Source organism: Streptomyces sp. NPDC016309 (assembly GCF_043077235.1).
GTDB lineage: Bacteria > Actinomycetota > Actinomycetes > Streptomycetales > Streptomycetaceae > Streptomyces.
In genome coordinates this window covers 490,992-508,558 of record NZ_JBIBSG010000002.1, presented here as the reverse complement: position 1 = coordinate 508,558, position 17,567 = coordinate 490,992, and the positions used below count along the sequence as shown (strand labels likewise).

The window sequence follows — 17,567 nt, the reverse complement described above, 5'->3', positions numbered from 1 at the left end:
GTGATCCGGTCCTACGGGTGGTGGGCCGGCGGGACGCCGTCGTGGGGGGCGGGGGTGCGGGGCGGGCGGTGGAAGGCGGTCCGGTACGCGCTCGGGCGGTGACCGGTGTGGCGGGCGAAGAGGGCGGCGAAGGTGCCGGGGTCCCGGTAGCCGACGGCCGCGGCGACGGCGGCGACGGTGCGGTCGGTGGTCTCCAGAAGGTGGCGGGCGCGGCGGACCCGGGCCTCCTGGAGGTGGGCCAGCGGACTGCGTCCCGTCTCCTGGGCGAAGCGGCGCAGCAGCGTGCGGGTGCTGACCCGGAAGCCGGCCGCGAGTGCGGCGAGGTCGTACCGCTCGGCGAGGTTCTGGTCGAGCCGCCGCATGACCCGATGGGAGAACTCGCGGCCGGGCTGCGGGAGGAGCCGGGGGTCGGCGTACGGGGTCTGGGAGGTCCGTGCGTCGTCGACGAGCGCCACCCGGGCGGTGGTCCGGGCCACGCGGGGGCCGTCGTGCCGGCGGATCAGGTCCAGCGCGAAGTCGTACATGGCGCTGAAGGCGGCCGTGGTGGTCACCCCGCTGTCGGTGACGACCAGGTGCTCGGGCCTGACGTCGGCGTCGGGGCAGCGCCTGGCCAGTTCGCCCGCGTACAGCCAGGCGGTGGTGGCCCGGCGCCGGTCGAGGAGGCCGGCCTCGGCGAGCAGGAACGCGCCGACGCAGAGCGAGACCACCGCGGTGCCGGTGGCGGCGTACGCGCGGATCACCCCGGTCTCGGGCGTGAGCCGGGCGAGCAGTGCGTCGAGGTCCGTGCCGGGACGCAGTTCGAAGCCGGGGACCACCAGGACGTCGACCTCGCGCGGGGGACGCACGTCCAGGCCCGCCCCGCCCGAGGCGGTGACCCGGCGGCGGGGCGAGACGACCGACACCTGGTAGCCGGGTGCGTCCGGACCGGCGACGTGCCCGGCCATCGTCAACAGGTCGGGCACGCCGAACACTTCGGAGGCGAAGCAGCCCGGGTACGCCAGCACCCCGACCCGCAGCGCGCCGGGCCCGGCGCCCGTGCCCGCAGCGGGACCCGTGTCCCCGCCGGCGCCCGTGACTCCACCGGCGCCCGTGTCCGCCCTGTTGCCCGCGTGCCGCGCCGCGCCCGCCATCGTCGCCGTACCCCCCTGGCCCCGTCCCGCTCGTCCGCCTCCCGGGTGGCGAGATTACCCCCGGACCCGGCGATCCTGCCCCTCACCCGGTGGCGACCCCCGGCGCCAGGGTGGGGCCCATGAGCGACGACGATCCGATCACCGACTTCAGCCGCCGGAGCGTGACCGTGGAGGGGGTGGAGAAGACGGTGTACGTGGCCGGGGCCGGGCCCGCGGTCGTGCTGCTGCCCGAGATGCCGGGCATCAGCCCCGACGTGTTGCGGCTCGCGCGCTGGGTACGGGACGCGGGCTTCACCGTCCATGTGCCGTCCCTGTTCGGGACCGACGGCGCCTTCCCCACGGTCGAGGAGGGCCGGGAGGTCGTCCGCCGCGCCTGTGTCGGCGCGGAGTTCCGCGCCTTCGCCGGGGGTGGCACCAGCCCGGTGACGGTCTGGTTGCGCGGCCTGGCGCGCCGGGCCCACACCGAGTGCGGTGGGCCCGGGGTGGGCGCGATCGGCCTGTGCTTCACCGGCAACTTCGCGCTCACCATGGCGCTGGAACCGGCGGTGGTCGCCCCGGTGGTCAACCACCCGTCGCTGCCGCTCGACGACCCGGGTGGTCTCGAACTCGACGCCGCGGACGCGCGCGCGGTGCGCGACCGGCTCCACCGCGACGGACTCACCGTCCTCGCGTACCGGTTCGAGGGGGACCGCTGGTGCACGGCCCGCCGTTTCGCCGCCTACCGCGCGCTGCTCGGCGACGCCTTCGACGGGCGCGTGCTCCCGGACGGGGCCGCCCACCCGGCCCCGCCGCCCTTCTTCGCCGAGCTGGTCGGGACCCCGCACAGCGTCGTCACCGCCCACCTCGTCGACGAGGCCGGCCACCCCACGATCCGGGCCCGCGACGAGATCCTGGCCTTCCTCACCGACCGTCTGCGGCCTCGGGGGAACCACCCGTCGCCAGCCGGCGGTAGCGGGCGTCGGTCCTGAGCAGGTGGGCGTGGGTACCGGCGGCTCGTACCCGTCCGGACTCCAGGAGCAGGACCTGGTCGGCCGTGGTGACGGTCGACAGCCGGTGGGCGATGAGGATCACCGTGGTGGTGCGGCCGACGTCCGCGAGGGTCTCGTGCAGGGCGGCCTCGTTTGCGGCGTCGAGCTGGGAGGTCGCCTCGTCCAGCAGGAGCAGGCCGGGGCGGCGCAGGAGGGCGCGGGCGATGGCCACCCGCTGGCGCTCGCCGCCGGACAGGGTGCTGCCGCGGTGGCCGATGGGCGTGTCGAGCCCGTCGGGCAGGCGCGCCACCAGGGTGTCCAGACGGGTGCGGTGGAGGACGTCGCGGAGCTGCGCCGCGTCGGCCTCGGGGGCGCCGAGGAGGAGGTTGTCGCGGAGCGTGCCGGACAGGATGGGCGAGTCCTGTTCGACGTAGCCGATGAGGGCGCGCAGTCGGGTCAGTGGCCGGTGGGCGATGTCCCGCCCGTCGAGGAGGATGCGGCCGCGGTCCGGTTGGCAGAAGCGTTCGAGCAGGGAGAAGACGGTGGTCTTCCCGGTTCCGGACGGTCCGACCAGAGCGGTCGTGGTCCGTGGCGGCACGGTGAAGGACAGGTCCTCGTGGACGGGTGGGGCATCGGGCCCGTACGCGAAGGACACCCCTTCGAAGGTCACCCGGACCGGTCCATGGCCGGCCGGGGCGGTCGTGGCGGCCCCGGGGTCCGCGGGGGCGACGGGGGTGACGGGGGCGACGGGGGTGACGGGCGCCGGGGCGGCGGGCGGGTCGAGCGGTTCGGTCGCCATGGCGTGCACCTCGTCGACGCGTGCCGCGGCGGCCGACCCCGGTCTGGAACAGGCCGACGGCCTCGACCATCTGCCCTATGCGCGGGGCGAGGGCGAAGACGTAGAGGAGGAAGGCGATGAGGGTGGAGACGGTGATGGCTCCCGTCGCCACCCGTGCCCCGCCCACTCCCAGGACGACGAGGAAGGACAACTGCACCGCCACCGTGGAGGTGGTCGCCGACAGGGCCTGCCACCGCGCGGCCCGGGTGCCGGCCCGGCGGGCGTCCTCGGCCGCTCGGTGCAGGCCGACCGTCTCCCGCGCCTCCGCGCCGGAGGCCTTGATGGTGCGCAGGGCGCCCAGGGTGCGTTCGAGCAGGGCCCCCATGCGGCCGACGGCTTCCTGGGCCTGGTCGGCGGCCCGGGCGATGTGGGGGGCGGCCGCGGCGACAGCGACACCGGTCAGCGCGATGGTGGCGAGCGTGATGGACAGCAGGACCGGATCCAGCAGGGCCATGAGTACGAGCGTCGCCGTCACGATCACGAGGCCGCCGGCCGCCGAGGCGAGTGAGCGCGTGGCGACCTGCCGCAGGACCGTGGTGTCGGACGTGACGCGGGAGATCAGTTCGCCGGGCTCGGTGCGGTTGAGCTCGGGCAGCCGGAGGCGGACGAGACGGTCCGACAGGCGCGTACGGGCGGTGCAGGCCACCGACTCGGCCGTCCGCTCCAGCACGTACTGGCCCAGCGCGGCGGTCGCGGCGCCCACCACGACCAACGCGCTGAGCACGGCGAGCGGTCCCATGGCGGGCTGCCCCCGGTCCAGGGCGTCCACGATCCGCTTGGCGACCAGGGGCTGGGCGAGCGCCAACAGGCTCCCGGCCAGGGACAGGGCGGTGCCGGCCAGGATGCCCCGGCGGTGGGGCCCGAGGTGGGCCAGGACGAGCCGGAGGCGTGCGAGCGTGCCGCGTGCGGCTGCCGCGGCCGTGCCGCCCGTGGGTGGGCGCCGCCCCCGGGCGGGTTCCGCCGGGGCGGGCGCGCCGTTCGCCGGTGTTCGCGCGGGTGGAGCGGCCGCCGGGAGCCGGCGGAGGGCTCGCCGGGGCACCGGGGGCTGCGCGGGCTGCCGCGCGGACGGGGGTGCGGCCACGGTCAGTCCACGGTGAAGAACCGCTGGAAGTAGTCCGCCGGCGCACCCTCGCCGACGAGCACCCCCTCGGCCTCCACCCACGCGTGTGCGGCGAAGGGGGGTTGGGTGCGTACTCCGACGCACCAGGTCGGCCACCGGCCCCGCAGTCGGCACAGCAGCACGGTGGCCAGGGAGCGGGCGAGGCAGCCCTGTTGCCCCCCGGCGGCCAGGCTGACGGCCAGGACGGTCTCGCGGGCCTTGGCCGCCTCGGCGAGGGTGGCGGGGCGCGCGCCCTTGCGCAGCCGCCGCAGGACCGCGCGGATGCGGGCCGGTGGCCGGCGGGCGAGCACGTGGGCGCAGATGACGACCAGCCGGGTGACCAGTCTCGGCCCGAGGGGGACCGACCGGGGATCGTGCGGGACGACTTGCGAGGTGGACACGGATTTCCCTCCGGGTTGCCGCGGACCGTGGGTGTCCGGCTGGGGGCAAGGCACCGCACCAGCGGATCGTGGGTTCAGTCGGTCAGCAGTCGGGCGGCACGCAGTTCCTGGAGGATGCGGGTGATGTCCTCCTCGACCTCCTGGGCGCTCACGTCGTACTTCTCCGTGAGTACCGTCACGGCCTGGTCGGTCGTGGTGCCGTCCAGGAGGGCACGCACGATGAGGGCCGCGGTGGGGTTGAGGGTGTAGTACTCGCCGCTGCTCTGGTCGAGCAGGGCCATCCCGTACTCGGTCTCGGCCGTCACCACGTCGGGGCGCAGGGTCATCGTCATGCCGGAACGTCTCCTGTGTCGGTGGGTGCCCGGTCCGCCGGGCAGGTGGATCGTTCCCGGGAGCGCAGCCAGGTCTCGCAGCCGACGGTGGCGTGCAGCAGCGCGCTCTCCAGGTCGGCGGCGAGCGGCCGGCGGCACCAGTCGCGTACGACCTCCGCGTCGATCAGCCCCAGGTCGCTCAGGCGGGAGTGCTCCCACAGGGCGAGCAGGGACGACCGGTGGCGGCGCAGCCCGGTTTCCTCCTCGAAGGCCGCGTGGGCCTTGGTGGTGCGATGGCGGCTGGTGTCGGGGACGACACCGCGCATGGCGTGTTCGAGCAGTGGTTTGTACCGCCAGGGCGTCACCCGCTCCTCGGGGCGGACGGCGAGGGCCGCCTCGATGAGGAGGTCGTCGTAGTAGGGGGCGGCGAAGGTGATGCCCAGCGGTTCGGACATCTGCTGTACGTGCCGGGCGAAGCGGGCGAGCGTGCGGATCGTGGCCAGCTCCCGGTGGGCACCGTGCCCGGTGCCGAGCGGCTGGGCCTCCGCTGCCTGCTCGCGTACCAGGTCCCGTACCGCCCCGACCGCGTCGCCGGTGGCCCAGGGGGGCAGCCGTGGCGGGATGCCCCAGGTGAACAGGGGTACGGACAGGGGCGGTTGGGGCAGGGTGAGGTCGTCGGCCACCTGCTGGAGCCACGCCCCGTAGGAACGGCCGTCGAGCAGTTGCCGCACCGCCTCCCGGCGGGACCACCGGTGCCGGGAGACGAAGCCGCGGGCGTGCCGCCATCCGGCGGCGGGGTGCCGGCGCAGCAGGCCGTGCACGTGGGCGGCGGCGCCGCTGAACAGTTCGTCCCCGCCCATGCCGCTGAGGTGGACGGTGGTACCGCGTTCGGCGGCCCGCTCGATGATGTACATGCGCCGGTGCCGGTTGACGGCGTACGGCGACGGTGTGTCGAGGGCGTCGTCGAGTGCGTCCACGCGGTCGAAGGTCAGGGGCACGGCGGTCGCGGGCACGACCAGGTGTTCCAGCGTGTCCAGGGCCTCCGCCGTGCGCCGGGCGTAGGTGACGTCGTCGCCCATGACGTCGTGGATCGCGGCCGTGTACGCGGTGATCTTGGTGCCCGTACGGGCGGCCGTGCACACCACCGCGGTGGAGTCGACGCCGCCCAGATCGGCGCTGACGGATTCCCCGCCGGTGACGCGTACGGCGACCGCGTCGGCCAGCCTGTCGCGGACCAGCCGGGCGCCCTCGGCGAGGGGCAGGTCGGCGGGCGGTGGGGACCAGCACCGGCTGACGCGGGCGCGGCCGTGGGCGTCCAGGGTCAGTCGGTGGTCGCCGGGCACGACGTCCACGCCCCGCCAGACCGTGTGCGCCGTCAGCGGGTGCAGGATGCCCGGGCTGAGCAGGTGGACGGCGAGCCGGCGCTCGTCGAGGTCCGCGTCGAGCAGGTCGGCCAGGACGTCGGCGCGGTCGGCCGCGACGCCCGCGCCGCCGGTGCCGGGGGCGGTGGCGGTGAACAGGGCGCGTACGCCGCTGACGGTGCCTCGGGCCAGGGTCGTACCACCGGAACTGACGAGCAGGTGGTGACTGCCCGGCCAGGTGCGGGCGAGGTGTTCGGCGGCCTCGACGGAGCCGGTACGGGCGGCTCGCAGGGCGTCCTGTTCCGTCACCGCGTGCTGTCCCAGCACGCACAGGCGGGTCCGTCCGCAGGCCGCCGTGGTGAGGCCGTGGGACGGCCAGCGTCCCAGGAGCCAGGGTCGGCCCGAGGCGTGGTGGATCTGCCGCACCGCGCCGGGGCGGACCCGGGCGGCCAGGGCCGCGACGGCATCGGTGTCCGGGAGGACCACGAACCAGTCGGCCTTCGCGGGGAACGACGTGCCGGTCGTCATGGGCAGCCCCTCCTGGTCGATGGTGCCGACGGCTTTCGGAGCGTGGGCGGCGCGTGTGCGCCGCCCACCCTCCGGACCCGGCGGCCCGCTATTTCATGTACATGTCAACAACACCGCCGGGGCGGCCGGTGTCACAGCAGGCTGTGACCGCCCAGCAGGTCGGGGCTGCCGGTGCCGGCCAGACCGGTCACCTTCTGGAAGTCGCCGACCTTGGTGAGGGTGGGACGCTCGTAGGCCATCGTCGTATCCCTTCGTCGTGAGATGAGCAGGACTGACGTGCTTCTCGCCGGCCGGCGGCACGGGCCGGTTTCCCCGCCCCTCCGTCGGCGCAGTGCCCCAAGCTAGGTGGGCGCCGTCCCCTCCGGCAACGGCGGAGACCGGCCTGCCTCGACGCGGCCCCGCCGCCGCCATCCCCGCCTTTCTCCCCCCTTTTCGGGTCCGCCCTCGACCGGTCGGTCATACTTCGGGCCCGGTGGGGTACGTGCCTTGCCCTTCACGGTCGGCGGGTGCCGATTCGAGCCGACCGGCATCGGCACGCGAGCGGCGCCGCCCTCGACACCACTCCCCCGACCTGCGGTGACACCGTGTCAGGCACTGGCGCACCCCCACGAGTTCGGGCCATTCGGCGGCGCGCTGGCCAGGAACGCGGGGTTGCCGGGGTTGCCCGCCGGGGGCCGCGCCCCGGGGGACGCTCAGCCGGCGAAGGTACGGCGGTACGCCGACGGGCTCGTCCGTGTCTGCGCGGAGAAGTGCACCCGCAGCGACTCCGCGGAGCCGAAGCCGCAGCGGTGCGCGATCTCGTCGACACCGAGGCGAGTGGTTTCGAGGAGGACCCGGGCCCGGGCCACCCGCTGCACGGCCACCCAGTGCATGACGCTCGTGCCGGTCACGGCCCGGAACCGGCGGCGCAGTGTCCTGGTGCTCATATGGCTGTGCCGGCTGACGGTCTCCAGACTGAGCGGTTCGTCGAGGTGCTCCAGTATCCAGGCGGTCACGGCGGCCATGTCCGGGTCGCCGGCCGGCGGAAGGTGCTCGATGAACTGGGCCTGTCCGCCTTCCCGGTGCGGCGGGCTGACCAGGAACCTGGCCATCGCGTTGGCGACGACCTGGCCGTGGTCGAGCCGCAACAGGTGCAGGCACAGGTCCGTCCCGGCGAGAACGCCCGCCGACGTGAAGACGCCGGTGTCCTCGACGTACAGTTCCGCCTCACGAACCGTCACCGAGGGGTGCCGCTCCCGCAGCAGTCCCGCCCAGTGCCAGTGGGTGGTGACGCTCCGGCCGTCCAGGATCCCGGCCGCCGCCAGCGCGAACGCGCCCGTGCAGATCGACACCATGCGGCTGCCCCGGTGGTACGCGTCCCGGAGCCCCTCGACGAGATCCGCGTCCACGGGGGCGCTCGGGTCCTCCACACCGGCCACGATCACGGTGCCGGCCGTCTCCAGCCGGTCCAGCGCCGCGGCCTCGCGGGGTACCCAAGGCCCGTCCGCGGAAGCGGGGGCCACCAGGGTCAGTTCGTAGGGGTTGCCGCCGGGCCGGGAGGCGGTGAGGTGGTCCGGCCAGCGACCGAACACCTGCTGCGGGACGGCGACGTCCAGCGGAACGAAGCCGCGCTGGACCACCAGCGCGACCTTGGCCAGATCCTTGGGAATCACGTCCACTCGGCCATCGTACGGCGGGTGCGGTCGCTCCTAGCGTGTCCCCATCACCTCGATGAGCGGATGCGAAGGGAAGGTGGATCGTGCGGAACACGATCGGTATCCATGGCGGTCGGGCGCGGGAGGGCGGAACGGTGAACCCGCTCGACACCCTTCCGGAGGAGATCGGGACGTGGCCGCGGACGGCGGCCACGGAGGCCGCGGTCGCCTTCACCGCCGAGCACTCCCCCGCCTACCTGCTCAACCACTGTGTCCGCAGCTACTTCTACGCCCGCAGCATCGCCACCGTGAGGAACCTGGTCGCGGGGACCGACTACGACGACGAGACCCTCTTCCTGGCGACGGTGCTGCACGACATCGGTCTGACCGAAGAGGGCGGCGGTCCCCACCGGTTCGAGGTGGACGGCGCCTTCCGGGCCGCCCGGTTCGCCCGGGAGCACGGCCTGCCCGACACCGCCGTCGACCTGATCTGGGACGCGGTGGCGCTGCACACCTCCGGCGGGATCGCGGTCCACAAGCAGCCGGTCGTCGCCCTGGCGCACCTCGGCATCGGCGCCGACGTCTTCGGTTTCGGAGCGGAGGAAGTGGACCGGGCGGTGCTCGACGCCGCCCGAGCGGCTTTCCCGTGGCTGGACTTGCGCGACCGCATCCTCGAAGCGGTGGTGCACCAGATCGACGAGCGCCCGTCGAAGTGGGTACCGCTGTCGTTCGTCGACATCGCGTACCGCCGGCTCCGGCCGGACACCCCCTTCCCGGGACTGGAGGACCTGTGCGCCCTCCCGGTTCCGGACTGACGGACGCGACGGCCGCACCCGGAGCGGGGCTCGCCGGGGGGCCGGGTCACCGGCTGCGCAGGAGCAGCAGGGCGATGTCGTCGGTGTAGGCGCCGTGGGGGTGGGCGAGGCGGACGAGGCCGTCGGCCAGCTCGTCGAGCGGCTGGTGGCCGCTCCGGGTGAGGTGCCGGGCGAGGTCGGTGATGGAGCGCGTGATGTCGGTGCCGGGGGACTCCACGAGCCCGTCGGTGTAGAGGGCGAGGAGTGCCCCGGCGGGGAAGGGTGCCGTGGTGACGGGATAGCCGGCCTCGATGCCGAGGCCGATGCCGAGGACGGGGCCCGGGTCCACCTCCAGGACACGGGTGTCCGGGGCGGGCGCGGAGGTGCGGAGGAGCGGAGGAGGGTGCCCCGCGCTGGCGAGGTGGAGCCGCCGGGCGGCGAGGTCGATGTGGACGTAGAGGCAGGAGACGAACAGGTCGGTCTCGAGGTCCAGCAGGACGCGGCTGGTACGGGCCAGGACGTCACCGGGCGCCGCGCCGGCGGTGGCGTGGACGGCGGTGCGGACCTGGCCCATGATCGCGGCGGCGGAGATGTTGTGGCCCTGTACGTCTCCGATGACCGCGGCGACGGTGGTGTCGCCGAGGCGGATCAGGTCGTAGAAGTCGCCGCCGACCTCCATGCCGTGCGCGGCCGGCAGGTACCGCGCCACGACGTCGAGGGCGGGGACGTGGGGCAGGGTCACCGGCAGCAGGGCCTGTTGCAGACCGTGGGCGAGGTCGTGTTTGGCGTCGTACAGCAGGGCGCGGTCCATCGACTGGGCCATCAGGCCGGCGAGCGAGACGAGGACGGCACGGTCGCTCGCGCTGAAGGGGTGCGGCCGGTCGTAGGACAGGATGCAGCAGCCGACGCGGCGGTCGGACACCAGCAGGGGCAGGAAGGCCCAGGCCTGCTTGCCGCTCAGCGCGGGGGCGCGAGGGTGTTCCCGGGTCATGTGGTCGGGGTCGGCGAAGAAGGCGGGGAAGCCGCTGCGCAGGACGTGCCCGGCGGGGGTGAGGTCGGTGTCCAGGGGCAGGCCGTCGAGACGGGCGATGGTGCGCGGGTCGTAGTCCCGGTACCCGATGATCTTCAGGCGTCCGGCATCGGCGGCGCAGAGGACCATGCCCTGGGCTCCGAAGGCGGGCAGGATCTGGTCGGCGACCACACTGGTCACGTCGGCCACGGTGACCGTCTGGCTCAGGGCGGCCGCCAGGTGGACGCCCCCGGCCAAGGCCCCGGTACGGCGCACGGTGGCGCTGAGCACCTCGTCCAGGGACCGCCGCGGCCGAAGGCCAGGCCGGCGAGCAGGTAGAGGGGTATGGGCGAGAAGCCGACGCGTCCGGCGAGGCGTCCCAGGATGCCCAGGATGCCCAGGATGCCCAGGGCGAGGATGACGGCCCCGAGCTCGATGAGCATGGCGGTGGTGTCGTGCACGGCCTCTATCCTCCGGTGATCAGTCCGGCGACGGCGTCGACGCCTTCGCGGGTGCCGACGACGACGAGGGTGTCGCCGATCGCGAGGCGGAGGTCGGGGGCGGGGGACGGGACGGCGGCGGTGCGGCGCAGTACGGCGACGACGGACGCTCCGGTGCGCGTGCGGGCCCGGGTCGAGCCCAGGGTGCGGTCCGCGTACGGCGAGCGTGCGGTGACCTCGATGTGCTCGGTGACGAGGTCGATTTCCAGGGGGCCGCAGGTGCGCGACCGGGTCGGGCGTCAGCAGCGCGCCCAGGGCGGATGCCTCGTGCGGCGCGAGTGTCGCCGAGTCCCGGCAGCTGTCGTCGTCGGCGGGGTCATGGAAGGCGAGGGTCGACGCGGCCGGCCGACCGATCGACCCCATCGATCGGCACCCCAGGAGCGGCGCGAACCCCGCGCGCCTCCACCACCTCGCCACGGAGTACGCCATGGATCCCACGACCCACACGCGCACCACCGTCCTGCCCGGCGTCGGTACCCGCCACGACCTGGAGACCGAAGCCGGCCGTCACCTCTCCCTCGTCGTCCACCAGGACGGGCGGCGGATCGGCCGGATCGCTCGGTCGATCCGGTCGGGGTCGATCGGTCGATCCGGTCGGGGCCGATCGGTCGGGTCGAGCGGTCGGCCGGGCGCGCTCCCCCGCGGCCGCGGCGGGGCGCCCCGCCGGACGACCTGTCCGGGCAAACGCCGAATGAGCACCCCGCACCCCAAGGAAGCGTAATGGCTTGGCAAAGAAGCCTAGCGCAGGCCACATGACCACTCATCACATGAATGCCTCATGAATGGATGCGAAGCGGGGCGCCCGAAAAACACCCCCGCTTGGCCGGGTTCCGTCTTGGCAATTCCGTGGCGACCGTCGACGATCATGCTCATGCTTCTCCTGTCCCCCGGTCTCCGACGGTGGTTCCTCCCCAGCGTCGCGCTGCTCGCCACGCTGGTGGTGTGGGGGGCGATCCGCTATCCGCGGCTGCCGGACCTGATCCCCGGGCACATCGGCATCGACGGCGTGGACGCCTGGGCGGAACGGTCGTTCGGCAGCGCCTTTACGCCGGTCCTCATTTACGCCGGGGTCACGGTGGTGATGGCCGCTTGTGCGGAAATGACGCTGCGCATTACGCCCCGTGACGAATTGCCCGTGGGCGCGGGGCCGTTCGCGGGCGGACTTCCTCCTTCGCCACCCCATCGCCCGGGCAGTCGCGCCTCGGCCCGCCGCATGGCGCGGGCCCTCCTGGTGCTCAACGCCTGCATCGGCCTCTCGTTCCTCGCCGGCTGCGCGGCGCTGTGGCACACCGCGCCCGGGCAGGAGCCCCCGGTGTGGCTCCCGCCCGCCGCGCTCGGGCCGCTCCTCGTGGGGACGGTGCTGACGGTGGCGGCGGCCCTGACCGGCCGGAAACGATGAACCGGCGTCATCGGCGTCCGGTCCCGCCGGGCGGCTACCTGCCGACCGGCCCGTCGGTGGGCTGGTCCCGCGCCGGGATGCGGATCACGAGTACGGCCACGTCGTCGTCGTTGTCGACGGGGCGGGTCCGCTCCATGAGCAGGTCGATGAAGGATTCCGGTGACCGGTGGGCCAGGGACGCGGCGTGCCGGCGCAGCCGTTCCATGCCGTGGTCGAGGGGGTGCCGCGGGGATTCGATCAGACCGTCGGTGTAGAGCACCAGGGTGGACAGCGGCGGCAGCACGCAGGTGGCGTTGTTCCGGGCGATACGGGCCTCGGTCCCCAGCAGCAGTCCATGGCCGTCGGTGAGGTACCGGGCCTGCCCGTCGCCCGTGACCAGGAGCGGCGGCGGGTGTCCGGCGTTCGTCCACTCGAGGTGCCACTGGCCGTCCGTCCCGGCTTCCAGCTTGCCGAGCACCAGGGTGGCCATGGCGACCTCCGCGATGTGCGGCAGCGCCCGGTCGAAGCGGCTGACGATGACGCCGGGCGGCTCCTGCTGGGACCACGCGTAGGCGCGGAGGATGTTGCGGAGCTGGGCCATGCCGGCCGCGGCGTCCAGATCGTGCCCCACGACGTCGCCGATGACGAGGGCGAGGGACCGGTCGGGCAGGTGGAAGGCGTCGTACCAGTCGCCGCCGACCTGGGAGGCGTGGGGTGCGGGCAGGTAGCGAGCGGTCATCTGGAGGCCTGGCGTGCGGGGCATCTGCGGCAGCAGGTGCCGCTGCATGGTCTCGGCGACCTTGCGCTGGCGCTGGTAGAGACGGGCGTTGTCGAGCGCGAGCCCGGCACGGCGGGTGATGTCCTCGACCAGTGGGATGTCGGCCGTGGTGAACGTCTCCGGCCGCTCGGATCTCCCGAGGGTGAGGGCTCCGAGAACCTCCCGCAGTCCCCGGATGGGAGCGATGACGGCCGAGTGGATGCCGGTGGCGTCGAACAGGTTGCGCTGCTCCACCGCTATGCCCGAGTCCGGTGGTCCCTGGTACGTCTGGGGCGTCGCCACCGTGGCGCCGGCGCCCCGCAGGGCCCGGGACAACGGCATCGGCGAGGCCGGGGGCACCGGCGGCATGGCCCCCTCCAAATCATCCCGGCGTACGACCGAACCGTCCTTGGCGCAGGCGACGACCGTGCGCCACACCTCGTCGCGGTCGGTGATCAGGTCGATGACGGCCCATTCCGCCAGCAGCGGGACCACCAGGCGCACCAGCCGGTCCAGTGCCTCTTCCACGTCCAGGGTGGCGGTGAGCTGTGTGGTGGTCTCGGCCAGCAGGGCCAGCCGCTCCAGCTCCGGGAGCAGCCCCGCCTCGATGGCCGGCGCGGGCAGGTGCGCGCCGGCCGGATCGTACTCGTGGAACGTCACCAGTCCGCCCGTCTGCCCCGCGGTGAGCCGCAGCGGGGCGACCAGCCAGGACATCGCCAGCAGTGACCCGTCCCCGCGCTCGAAGTAGCCCAGGTCCTCCTGCCGTGCCCGGCCGGCGATGAAGGCCTCCATCATCGAGCACTGGCTCCGGGGCATACCCATCCCGCGGGCGTCCCGGTGCAGCAGGTCGTGCGCGTCCTGCCCGAGCAGTTCGTCCGCGGTGCGCCCGAGCAGGACCTCCGCCTGCGCGTTGACCGCCGCGATGAACCCGTCGGCGTCCACGGCGTACGCGCCGAGGCCCAGGCGGTCCAGCGCGTCACCCAACAGACGCTGCAACCCCTGACGCCCTTCGCCCGCCTTCGGCGATCTGGAGGAACCGCCCATCGCACGTACCTCGATCCCTCGTGTCTCGACCGCTCCATCGCGCATATGCCAGATTCGATGCCCTGTCGTCGGAGCCGCATGCATGGAGCCGACGGAAGCTCGTGGAGCGGGCACGTGCCGGACCCGGCCGCTCGGCCTTCGAGCGGCCTTCCCACGGCCGACGCCGGGTGGCGTTCTCGCTGGCCCCCATGTAAGCAGCCTTTCGCTGATCGGACACGGTGGTGTCACCGATCGGCGGCTGTTCCCGGAACGTCGTGCGAGCGCGCCCCCGGGGAGGCGGAAATCCGGTGCGGGAACGTGGCCCGTCCACGTAGCGTCGGCGCGTGCTCCACCTCGTCGTCGCCGCGTCCGTGTGCGCCGTGGTCACCGTCGTGTACGGGGCCATCGGCCTCCGTTGGCATCGGCGGGCGCGGATCCGGCGTGCCGCGCTCGCGCTGGTCGCCGGTGCGGAGCTGGAGCCGTACCATGCCGCCGCGATCGCGGACGGGGCGACCGGGGCGGCGGCCGCCGAGCTGCTCCTCGGCGGTTACCTGGACATCGACGGGGAAGGGGCGGTGCGCCTGACCGAGGCGGGCCGCGACGCGGAACGGGCGCCCGGCCACCCGTTGCCCGCCGCCCTGCTGGACGCCCTGCGGCGGCACGGCCCCGAGCCGGTGCCCATCGGCTGGATCGACCGGTACGACGAGGAGTACGGCGCGCGGCGGAGCGCGTACCGCCGCGCACGCGACGCCATGCTTCCCGAGATCCCGCGTCTGCCCGACCACGAGGGGGGACAGCTCCGGGCCTGCTGCGCCTGCGTCGGCGTGCTGCTCCTCATGCAGTTCTGGGTCCTGGCGGCCGCGCTGTTGTTCGCGGCCCGCCCGCGGGGCGTTCTGGAATGGGCGGCCGCCGCGGTGGCCGCGGTGGGCCTGGCGGCACTGTGTCTCACCGACCGCGCCGGAAAGGCGGTCCGCGCCCGCACGGCGTACGGCGACCCGCTGGGCGACCGGATCCGCGCCGCGTCGCATCCGGCTCTCGCCGCACTGGACGAGCGGCGGCGGGACCTCGTCCGGCGGAGCCTCGACGACCACGGCGGGTGGCGTGGGGGCGACCGGATCGTCCACGAGGGCGGTGACGGGGGCGAGGCCGGCGACGGGACGGCCGGGCACGGGGTGGACGACGACTGGTGGGCCGACGCGTACCACTACCGGGCCGCCGACCACATGGACGGGCCGGGGGCCGGGGGTGCGCGGACGCTCCCCGAGGCGTTGCCGTCCGAGGGCCGGACCGGCGGTGATCCGTAGGGCCGGGCGTGGGGTGGGTGGCCCGGTGGTCCCGGGGCGGGGCCGCGACCGTGGCTCGGCGCCGGCCTGGACCCCCGTGCCAGGCCGGCGCCGATGTGTTCCCCCGGGTGGTTCAGTCGGTGTCCTCGTGGTCGGCGGCGTTGGTCGTCGTGGTGACGTTCGGCCGGGGCTTCCACGGCAGACACGTGCGGTAGTGCGACTCGAACCTCTGCTGGAACGGTCCGCCGAGAGCGTGGTCGCGCAGCGCCAGGATGTTCTCGTCGTTCTGGCGCAGCGCCCGGTAGGTGAGGTTGTGGCTGCCCACGTAGAGCGTCGACCTCGCGCCCTGACGCACGATCATGAACTTCTCGTGCATCGGGATCCCCCCGCCGGGGGTGTAGCCGCAGAGGTGCACGGGCATGGCCCGTGCCAGGTCGACCAGCGCCCGCATCGGCGGACCCGCGTCGTGCGGTGCGCCCGAGACGGCACCGGTGACGATCCTGACGCGGCAGCCCCGCTCGCGGGCGTCCTTGAGCGCCTTGACGACGGCGGTCCGCTGGATGCGGAAGTTGGCCAGGTCGATGCGCGTCCGTCCGGTGGACGCGCACGGGGTACGGGTCAGGATGTCGACGATCGGGTCGTTGCTCCCGCCGCCCGGCCGGCCCCCGGCGGCCTCTTTCCTCGGGAAGGTGAGGACACGGTGCGCGCCCGCCTTGGCGGTCCTGCCGTAGTCGTCGTCGACGTCTCCCGAGGCGCCGTGGCGCATCAGGGCGTTGAAATAGGTCAGGTAGTCCGCGTACAGGCCGGCATGACTGACGGTGAGGGCGTTCTCGTACGCGGTGTAGTGGTCGAGGTTCGCGGAGGAGACGTAGAGGACGTTCCTGGCCGTTCCCCCTCCAGCCAGGCGCACGCTGGATATCGTCATGAACTTGTTGTGCATGAGAGGCGGGTTGCGCAGCGGCGACGCCCCGGAGCGGTCGCTCATGCAGCCGCGGGTGGACTGTCCGTCGGAACGCCTCCGACCGCACTCCACCACCTTGATCGACGGGGTGGCTTTGAGCGCCTTGTAGTAGGCGTCGCCGTCGTGGACCTGGCTGCCGTTGATGACGATGCGTACACGCACTCCCCGGGCGGCGGCGCCGCGGAGGGCGTCGAGGACCTCCTGCCGGTTGAAGAAGTAGAGGGTCAGGGAAAGGGTCGCGCCGGGCGGCGCGGCGTCGATGAGGCGGCGTACATGGCCGGAGACCCCGGCGTGCATGTCCTGGCTCTCGGCCTTGGTGTTGAACCAGGCGTAATCGCGGACTTCCGAGGGCGAGATGGGGACCACGGGGGCCGCCGGCGCCACCGGGGCCGGTGCCGCGGCCGGCGCCGGCGCCGGGGCCGGGGCCGGCCCGGCTCCGGAGGTCACGGCCGCGGCACCGGACACGGTGAGGGTGGCCGCGACGACCGTCATGGCCAAGGCCGACGCCGAGATGCGTATGCGTCGCATGAGGACTCCCTGTCGGGCGGTTTTCGTCGGCTGCGGAAGCCGACCGTGACAGCACCGTGGCGCCCCGGCCTTGGGGAAACCTTCGGCGAACCAGGAATGCCCTGCTCAGGGGGCCTTGCGTACGCAGCACGTCCTGCCCTTCCCCGGTTCTCCCGGCCCGCACACGGCCCGCACGCGCAACGGCCCGCACGCGCACGGCCCGCGCGTCGCGCACGCGCACCGTCGCCCGACGGTGCGTCAGTGGTGGTGGCCGTGGCGGCCGAGCGTGCGCACGGGCGCGGCACCGGGACGGGTCCATTGCGGTACGGGGCGGCTGGTCGGGCCCCAGGTGGCGTTGCCGTCCGCGTCCGTCCGCCAGGACCAGCACGGCTCGTGACCCCGGGGCCGGCCGTCGGGGTTGTCCTCCCAGGCCTCGCCGCGTCCGTAGGGGGTCATGTCGAGCAGGCCGAGGGACCCGTTCACCCGCTCGTTGCCACGGCCCGTGGTGGAGTAGGTGAGGAACACGCGGTCGCCGTCGCGCAGGAAGCAGACGAGGTGGCCCATCTCGCCGCCGATCGGCGCGTCGACGCCGCGCACGGAGTACCAGGGCTGGGTGTAGCCCATGAACGCGACGTACGGGGCCACCTCGTCCCAGGGGCCCGTGGTCAGGACGGCGAACGAGACGCCGCGGGCGTTGAGGTAGACGGCGTCCTTGAGGTGCCAGACCGTGGTGGTGCAGCCTTCGCACTGCCCCTGGTGGGGTGCTCCGTCGTACCACATGTGCTGGTAGACGACGAGCTCGTCGCGCCCCTGGAACAGGTCCAGGAACCGGACCGGGCCGTCGGGACCGACGACCTCGACCGTCCCGTCCAGCTCCACCATCGGCAGCCGGCGACGGGCCGCCGCGATGGCGTCCCCCTCGTGGGTGTGGGCCTTCTCCCGGACCAGCAGCTCGTCACGGGCGGCCTGCCAGGTGGCGAGGTCGACCACGGGCGGGCGGCCGGGCGGCGGGGCGGACGGGTCGTCGGGGGCGGTCGTCATGGTGTCCTCCGTGGTGTCTCGTACCGGGCAGCGTCGTACCACGT

At 73.9% G+C, this 17,567-nt stretch carries 14 protein-coding genes and 3 pseudogenes; 4 read left to right on the top strand and 13 right to left on the bottom strand.

Features of this window, described 5'->3' with window-relative positions:
- Positions 1–11: 11 nt before the first annotated feature.
- Positions 12–1,130, bottom strand: a complete 1,119-nt coding sequence (locus ACF068_RS06960; RefSeq protein WP_392273108.1) for a GlxA family transcriptional regulator — start codon at positions 1,128–1,130, stop codon at positions 12–14.
- 119 nt (positions 1,131–1,249) lie between these two features.
- Between ACF068_RS06960 and ACF068_RS06955 the strand changes: the two genes are divergently transcribed.
- The gene (locus ACF068_RS06955) at positions 1,250–2,098 is read left to right on the top strand and encodes a dienelactone hydrolase family protein (RefSeq protein WP_392273107.1); all 849 of its coding nucleotides are present in this window, start codon (positions 1,250–1,252) and stop codon (positions 2,096–2,098) included.
- Here the strand turns inward: ACF068_RS06955 and ACF068_RS06950 are convergent.
- The 6 genes and pseudogenes from ACF068_RS06950 to ACF068_RS06925 form a co-directional block, all read right to left on the bottom strand.
- Positions 2,031–3,810 (bottom strand): annotated as a pseudogene (locus tag ACF068_RS06950) (ABC transporter ATP-binding protein). The gene ACF068_RS06955 and the pseudogene ACF068_RS06950 sit on opposite strands and share 68 nt — an antisense overlap.
- A gap of 209 nt (positions 3,811–4,019) precedes the next feature.
- On the bottom strand, positions 4,020–4,436 hold the full coding sequence (locus ACF068_RS06945) for a lasso peptide biosynthesis B2 protein (protein ID WP_392273106.1): 417 nt from the start codon (positions 4,434–4,436) through the stop codon (positions 4,020–4,022).
- 74 nt (positions 4,437–4,510) lie between these two features.
- On the bottom strand, positions 4,511–4,768 hold the full coding sequence (locus ACF068_RS06940) for a lasso peptide biosynthesis PqqD family chaperone (RefSeq protein WP_392273105.1): 258 nt from the start codon (positions 4,766–4,768) through the stop codon (positions 4,511–4,513).
- Entirely contained in the window at positions 4,765–6,636 is a 1,872-nt protein-coding gene (locus ACF068_RS06935; RefSeq protein WP_392273104.1) for an asparagine synthase-related protein, read from the bottom strand. The genes ACF068_RS06940 and ACF068_RS06935 overlap by 4 nt, the downstream gene beginning before the upstream one ends.
- Before the next feature lie 131 nt (positions 6,637–6,767).
- Positions 6,768–6,875, bottom strand: coding sequence for a keywimysin-related RiPP (locus tag ACF068_RS06930; protein WP_110635242.1), 108 nt, complete (start codon positions 6,873–6,875; stop codon positions 6,768–6,770).
- 453 nt (positions 6,876–7,328) lie between these two features.
- Positions 7,329–8,294: a GlxA family transcriptional regulator gene (locus ACF068_RS06925; RefSeq protein ID WP_392273103.1), complete on the bottom strand. Its 966-nt coding sequence runs from the start codon at positions 8,292–8,294 to the stop codon at positions 7,329–7,331.
- Between the two features lie 80 nt (positions 8,295–8,374).
- On the opposite strand from ACF068_RS06925, the gene ACF068_RS06920 reads away from it, so the two are divergent.
- Positions 8,375–9,085 carry an HD domain-containing protein gene (locus ACF068_RS06920; RefSeq protein WP_392273102.1) on the top strand — a complete coding sequence of 237 codons (711 nt, stop codon included), beginning with the start codon at positions 8,375–8,377 and terminating at the stop codon, positions 9,083–9,085.
- Positions 9,086–9,131: 46 nt separating this feature from the next.
- Here ACF068_RS06920 and ACF068_RS06915 read toward each other — a convergent pair.
- From ACF068_RS06915 to ACF068_RS06905, 3 genes and pseudogenes are all read right to left on the bottom strand, one after another.
- Positions 9,132–10,319 (bottom strand): annotated as a pseudogene (locus ACF068_RS06915) (PP2C family protein-serine/threonine phosphatase); the annotation flags it as partial.
- A complete protein-coding gene (locus ACF068_RS06910) occupies positions 10,298–10,534 on the bottom strand; it encodes a hypothetical protein (RefSeq protein WP_392273288.1) in 237 nt (78 codons plus the stop codon). The gene ACF068_RS06910 and the pseudogene ACF068_RS06915, both read right to left, overlap by 22 nt.
- Positions 10,535–10,539: 5 nt before the next feature.
- Positions 10,540–10,903, bottom strand: a pseudogene (locus ACF068_RS06905) (cation:proton antiporter regulatory subunit); the annotation flags it as partial.
- A gap of 541 nt (positions 10,904–11,444) precedes the next feature.
- Between ACF068_RS06905 and ACF068_RS06900 the strand changes: the two are divergent.
- A complete protein-coding gene (locus tag ACF068_RS06900; protein WP_392273101.1) occupies positions 11,445–11,972 on the top strand; it encodes a DUF1648 domain-containing protein in 528 nt (175 codons plus the stop codon).
- 34 nt (positions 11,973–12,006) lie between these two features.
- On the opposite strand, the gene ACF068_RS06895 is transcribed toward ACF068_RS06900, so the two are convergent.
- On the bottom strand, positions 12,007–13,752 hold the full coding sequence (locus tag ACF068_RS06895; RefSeq protein ID WP_392273100.1) for a SpoIIE family protein phosphatase: 1,746 nt from the start codon (positions 13,750–13,752) through the stop codon (positions 12,007–12,009).
- A 323-nt stretch (positions 13,753–14,075) separates the two neighbouring features.
- On the opposite strand from ACF068_RS06895, the gene ACF068_RS06890 reads away from it, so the two are divergent.
- A complete protein-coding gene (locus tag ACF068_RS06890; protein ID WP_392273099.1) occupies positions 14,076–15,035 on the top strand; it encodes a hypothetical protein in 960 nt (319 codons plus the stop codon).
- A 112-nt stretch (positions 15,036–15,147) separates the two neighbouring features.
- On the opposite strand, the gene ACF068_RS06885 is transcribed toward ACF068_RS06890, so the two are convergent.
- Both ACF068_RS06885 and ACF068_RS06880 read right to left on the bottom strand, forming a co-directional pair.
- Entirely contained in the window at positions 15,148–16,503 is a 1,356-nt protein-coding gene (locus tag ACF068_RS06885; RefSeq protein ID WP_392273098.1) for a phosphatidylserine/phosphatidylglycerophosphate/cardiolipin synthase family protein, read from the bottom strand.
- A gap of 237 nt (positions 16,504–16,740) precedes the next feature.
- Entirely contained in the window at positions 16,741–17,523 is a 783-nt protein-coding gene (locus tag ACF068_RS06880) for a DUF899 family protein (protein ID WP_392273097.1), read from the bottom strand.
- Between the last annotated feature and the right edge of the window lie 44 nt (positions 17,524–17,567).